This is a genomic window from Vibrio sp., assembly GCF_050299255.1.
Taxonomy (GTDB): domain Bacteria; phylum Pseudomonadota; class Gammaproteobacteria; order Enterobacterales; family Vibrionaceae; genus Vibrio.
Map to the genome: position 1 here is coordinate 1 of NZ_JBNKVP010000121.1, position 6,080 is coordinate 6,080.

At 48.3% G+C, this 6,080-nt stretch carries 5 protein-coding genes; all 5 read left to right on the plus strand.

Annotated elements, in window-relative coordinates:
* Positions 1-313: 313 nt before the first annotated feature.
* Positions 314-1,627: an aspartate aminotransferase family protein gene (locus ACQY6F_RS17810; protein WP_428776363.1), complete on the plus strand. Its 1,314-nt coding sequence runs from the start codon at positions 314-316 to the stop codon at positions 1,625-1,627.
* Between the two features lie 134 nt (positions 1,628-1,761).
* Positions 1,762-3,258: a CoA-acylating methylmalonate-semialdehyde dehydrogenase gene (locus tag ACQY6F_RS17815; protein WP_428776364.1), complete on the plus strand. Its 1,497-nt coding sequence runs from the start codon at positions 1,762-1,764 to the stop codon at positions 3,256-3,258.
* 97 nt (positions 3,259-3,355) lie between these two features.
* Positions 3,356-4,399 carry a TRAP transporter substrate-binding protein DctP gene (gene dctP, locus ACQY6F_RS17820; RefSeq protein WP_428776366.1) on the plus strand — a complete coding sequence of 348 codons (1,044 nt, stop codon included), beginning with the start codon at positions 3,356-3,358 and terminating at the stop codon, positions 4,397-4,399.
* A 169-nt stretch (positions 4,400-4,568) separates the two neighbouring features.
* A complete protein-coding gene (locus ACQY6F_RS17825) occupies positions 4,569-5,081 on the plus strand; it encodes a TRAP transporter small permease (RefSeq protein ID WP_428776368.1) in 513 nt (170 codons plus the stop codon).
* The coding region (locus tag ACQY6F_RS17830) for a TRAP transporter large permease (RefSeq protein ID WP_428776369.1) at positions 5,078-6,080 on the plus strand (1,003 nt) is incomplete at its 3' end. The genes ACQY6F_RS17825 and ACQY6F_RS17830, both read left to right, overlap by 4 nt.

Consider the following 6,080-nt stretch of genomic DNA (forward strand, 5'->3'; position numbering starts at 1 on the left):
GATTGCGGTTCAATATATCCGGGGTGTACATTGTCCGTTTCAAACTGGCGTTCAACGATGATGGCAGCCTGTGAAAAACCCTGGCATTCGACTACATGGTAGAAGATTCGTAACGACCTCAAATCCATATCGGACAGCTGATGGAAATACTCTCGTGCCATATAGAACCTGTTTCATGATGGTAATGTTGCGCAAGTGTAACGTAATTGTTAAGTCGCAGCTAACCTTTGGTTTACGTTTTTGTGATTTAAACGCTGCGACCCGATGGCTAGATTAAAAATGTGCTTAACCATCAAGGATGCAGGAACCAACCATGACAGTGACTCAAACACAACTGGACGCGCACTGGATGCCGTTTACCAGCAATCGAGAATTCAAAAAGAACCCCAGAATCATTACCTCTGCAAAAGGTGCCTACTATACCGATGACCAAGGCCGAAAGATTTTTGACGGGCTATCAGGACTTTGGACCTGCGGTTTAGGTCATAACCGGGATGAACTCAATCAGGCGATAGTAAAACAGCTCAATACGCTGGACTACGCGCCAGGCTTTCAGTTTGGTCACCCGATCGCGTTTGAACTGGCAGAGCGCATCGCAGAGCTGCTACCGCAGGGACTAGAAAGAATTTTCTATACCAATGATGGCTCAGAATCGGTCGACAGTGCCCTGAAAATTGCCCGCGGCTACTGGCGCAAAAAAGGGTTGCCGGGCAAAACCAAGTTGATTGGCCGGAGCAAAGGTTACCATGGCGTTAACTATGGCGGTGTCAGTGTCGGCGGTATTGTCGGTAACAAAATGCTGTTTGGCCAGGGGATTGATGCAGATCACTTGTCTCATACCTTGCTGGCAGAAAACAAATTTTGCCGCGGCTTACCTGAACAGGGATCGGAACTGGCAGATGAGTTGCTGGATCTGATCGCGCTGCATGATGCCTCCAATATCGCTGCGGTTATCGTGGAACCGGTTGCCGGTTCTGCTGGTGTTATCCCTCCGCCGCAAGGCTATTTGAAGCGTCTCAGAGAAATCTGCACGCAGCACAACATTTTGTTGATATTTGATGAAGTTATCTGTGCCTTTGGCCGTATGGGAGCAAACACGGCAGCTGAAGCCTTCGATGTGACGCCGGACATCATGACCATGGCCAAACAGCTCACCAATGGCGCGATTCCGCTAGGTGCAGTTGCAACCAGCCGCGAGATCTACGATGGCTATATGGATAACAGTGGTCATGAAACGATGATCGAATTGCCCCACGGTTATACCTACTCCGCGCATCCCGTCGCGTGTGCAGCAGCAATAGCCACATTAGACAGCCTGAAAAACAATAACGCTATTGAGATGGTTCGGGAAATTAGCCCGATCTTCGAAGAAAAAGTCCACAGTCTGTCGTCCAGCAACCATGTATTAGATATTCGCAACTATGGCCTGGCAGCAGGATTAACCATAGCCGCAACGGAAAATATGCCCACCCTAAGGCCTTATCAGATCGCCATGAAAATGTGGCAGAAGGGTTATTACGTCAGGTTTGGCGGCGATACGATTCAGCTCGGTATCCCTTTTATTTCCAGTGCAAGTGAAATTGACAGCCTGGTGAATGCATTAGGTGAAAGCTTAAGTGATATCTAGTTCGCTTCAAGCATCAGTTAACCAGTAAATAACTAACAACGTCTTCAATACCGCAATAAAACGGCGTGAATTATGGCGCGTAATTTATCGCCAATGAAATAAAGCAAAACAGAAACTATAGGAAGGAACGCGTAATGGAAACATTAGGTCATTTTATAGCAGGACAAATTGTCACTGATGGTGAAAAAAGTATCCCGGTTCACAATCCGTCTAACGGGGAAGTTGAGTTAATGGTGGCCGCGGCCTCGGAAAGCACCGTACAAGAGGCGATTGCCAAAGCGAGCGCAGCTTTCCCGGCCTGGCGTGCGACACCACCTGCTAAACGCGCGCAAATCATGCATAAGTTTAAGCAGTTGCTGGAGCTGGAAGAGAATAAGCAAACCATTTGCCGGTTGGTGGGAAAAGAGCACGGTAAAATTGGTCATGATGCAATGGGTGAGCTGATTCGCGGCATCGAAAATGTTGAATTCGCCGCCAATATCACCGAAATGCTTAAAGGCGAACACTCCCGCAATGTAGGCCCTGGTATTGACTCTTGGAGCGAGTTCCAGCCGATGGGTGTGGTGGCGGGTATTACCCCATTTAACTTCCCGGCCATGGTTCCGCTATGGATGTATCCGATGGCTATCGCGTGTGGTAACTGCTTTATTCTCAAACCATCGGAAAAAGCGCCGTCGGCACCTCTGTTTATTGCTCAACTGCTGAAACAAGCTGGATTACCTGATGGCGTGATGAATGTAGTTAACGGTGATCACCAGGTGGTGAACGCTTTGCTGACAGATGATCGTATCAAGGCCGTTAGCTTCGTTGGCTCGACGCCAGTAGCTGAATACATCTACAAAACCGCTGCGGCGAACGGCAAGCGTTGCCAGGCGCTAGGGGGGGCGAAGAACCACGCAATTGTGATGCCGGATGCCGATCTGGATAACGCAGTAGAGCAATTGATTGGGGCCGCCTTTGGTTCATCCGGTGAACGCTGTATGGCGCTGTCTGTGGCTGTCGCTATCGGCGATGAAGTAGCTGATCGTCTGGTGGACAAACTGGTGTCAGCGATGGATTCGCTTAAAGTCGGTCCCCACGACGATGACAGTTGTAACTTCGGTGCAGTGATCACTGCAGAGCATAAACAAGCGGTTATTGGCCATATCGACAGTGCAGAGCAGCAGGGCGCCAAAGTGATCGTCGATGGTCGAAATATATCCGTTCCAGGATGTGAAAATGGCTATTACGTTGGCGGTACTTTAATCGACAACGTAACACCAGAGATGAGCAGCTACCAGGCCGAGATCTTTGGGCCAGTGTTGCAGGTAATGCGTGTCAAGAGCATGGAAGAGGCGATGACTCTTATTAACGAGCACGAATATGGCAACGGCACCTGCATTTTCACTCGTGACGGCGAAGCGGCGCGCTACTTCAGCGATCATATAGAAGTAGGCATGGTTGGAGTGAATATTCCGCTGCCGGTACCAGTGTCCTACCACAGCTTCGGTGGCTGGAAACGCTCGCTGTTTGGCGATCTGTCAGCCTACGGTCCGGACGCAGTGCGATTCTACACCCGTCGTAAAACCATCACCCAACGCTGGCCTTCAGCGGGCGTCCGTGAAGGAATCAAATTTTCATTTCCAAGTTAATGATTAAAAAAGAAGTTACCTGTGTGTATTCAGGTAACTTCAACTTTTTATTTATCTAGTCAAAGACTTCCAAATTGCAGGTTAAGGAGAACTCATCATGCAACAACGTATTAAGCCAAATCGTGTTGGTACTTCGTTATCCAAGAAACTCGCGCAAACAGCGTGTCTGTTGACTCTGTCAGGATTGGCGGTGCAGCCAGTAGCGGCAGAAGAATTTATCTTGTCTCAGTCTTATCCCACGGATCACATCTTCCATATGACGGCTGAGAAATTTGTCGAAAATCTCAAAGCGACCGACTCTTCCTACACGCCCGACTATCATTCTGGCGGTGACTTAGGTAGTTGGGAGGCGCAGTTTGAGCAGGCGATGGAAGGGGTGATCCCGATGACGCTGACTTACGGCGCTTCCGAGTTTGACGAGCGCCTGGATCTGAGTTGGCTGGGCTATGTGGTAGATAACTGGGATCAGGCTAAAAAGTTTTACGGTCCTAACGGTGAAATGCTGGATATCTACAACGAGATTTACCACGACATCGGCTTGCACGCGCTTGGCATTGTTCCAACTGGTTTTGGCTCAATTGCCATCCGCAAAGGGGTAGGTAAAGTGCCGGTCAACTACCCGGAAGACGGGAAAGGCATCAAGATGCGTACCGCGACAGTTCAGATCGGCGTAGACCGCTTTAACGACCTTGGCTTTGCCGCCGTGCCGATTCCTTACGGCGAACTATACACTTCACTGCAACTGGGTGTTATCGATGCCCGTGCGACGGCACCAGCGGTAGAAATCTGGCAAATGCGCGATGTTCTGGAAACTTACATTTTGACCAAAGACTATTTTGAACAAGCCTTTTTCCTGGTCAATAAAGACTGGTGGGATGATCTGCCTGACGCAGAACGGGCGAAGTTCCAGCAAGCTGCGGATAAAACCATGGCTTGGGTATGGAAGGAGGCACAATCAATTGATCAAGGCTATCTGGACAAAGTTAAACAGGCTGGCATAGAAGTAGTTGAGCTGAACGACGTCCAGCAAGATAAAGCCAAGTCGATTATCTATAAGAACGAATGGCCGAAAATGGAACGCTTAGTCGGACCTAAAATTATGGCAAAAATTTACCAGATGACCGGTATCGACAAAAAGTAAACCGTAGCCAACGCGGCCCTCAAAAGGGGCTGCGTTGTTATTAGGATCAACGCACAAAGATGATTACAGATCATATTTTGTGTTTGCTTTGTGAAGTTTGTAGCGAGTGAGTGATATGGACAGTTTGTATCAGCTAAATTCCGGGTCCTGGGCTGAAAGAGTATTAAAAATGCAAATCGTAATCGCGGCATTAGGATTGGCATTTTTAATGTTTGTACAGGTAATAATGAGATATATGTTTGATTCGCCGTTCTCCGGTATTGAAGAGATCGCGATTCTGCTTGGGGTGTGGATATATTTCCCAGCGATGGGGTATGCGACCAGAACCAAAGAACACATATATGGGGGAGTCATCAACCTAATCGTCAAAGATGAGCTTAAACTGGCATGGATCAAGTTTGTCACCTACCTCCTCTGCGTTATCTCCGCCGTCGTCTTCGGCTATTTTGCCCTGAAATACGCCATCAATATTTATGACAAAGGCCGGCTGAGTATCAGTTTGCGCTGGCCAAGATACCTGTGGACCTTTTCAATGGCGGTAGGGTTTATTTTAATGCTGGTCTACTTTGTGCTCGACGTATTTGACAGCGTGAAAAGCATACGGTCACTAAAACACAAAAACAGTGGGCATAGCCCATATACAGAACAGAGCGTTTTATTGAACAAGGATGCCGTAAAATGATTCTATTTTTAATCTCGTTAGCCATAATCGTGGTGCTGCTGCTGGTCGGAACCCCGGTTGCGTTTTCCTTTGGCATTGGCGCTCTGCTGTTCAGCTGGTTTAGCGGCAGTAATATCTCTTTTCTTCTTCCGCACGGATACAATACCTCAGCCAGCTTTGCGCTGCTGGCATTGCCTTTGTTTATTCTGGCGGGCTCGATTATGGCGGAGGGGGGAATATCCGACCGTATTCTGAACTTTATCAATTCCATAGTCGGCAAGGTAAAAGGTGGCCTTGGTGCGGTAACTGTGATTACTTGCGCGCTGTTCGGGGCAATATCGGGTAGCTCATCCGCTGCGATAGCGGCTATCGGCCAGATCATGATCCCCCGAATGGTTAGGGAGGGCTATCCGGCCGGTTACGCAACGGCGCTGGTGGCATCGTCGTCTGTTTTGGCTCTGTTGATTCCACCGAGTATTCCTATGATAGTGTTTTCGATTACCGGTGGTTTGTCTGTAGGCGCTGCGTTTTTATCTACTATTGTTCCGGGCTTAATCCTATCGGTTTGGTACTGTGTTCTGAACTTCTTCTTCCTCAGAAATAACACCTCTATCGTGGTGCAGAAGAAAACCACGTTTAAGGCTTCAATGGGGGAGATAGCCAAGTCGGGTTATGACGCGTCGTTCGCACTGATGATGCCAATTTTGATTCTGGGGGTGATTTACTCTGGCATTGCAACGCCGACGGAGGCAGCCGCCATTTCAGTTGTTTACGCCATTATTGTCAGTATCTTTATCTACAAGGGCATGACGTTTAAGCAACTGGGTCAGGTGACGCTGAAAGCTGCTGTGTTAACCGGGTCGATCATGGCGGTGCTGTTCTTCCTGTTTGTAATGAGCAGGGTGATGATCATGCAAAAAATCCCCAATGAACTGGCTGATGCTATGTTGGCTTTAAGTGACAACAAGTACATTATTCTATTTTTAATCAATATCTTACTATTGCTAATCGGCATGATAG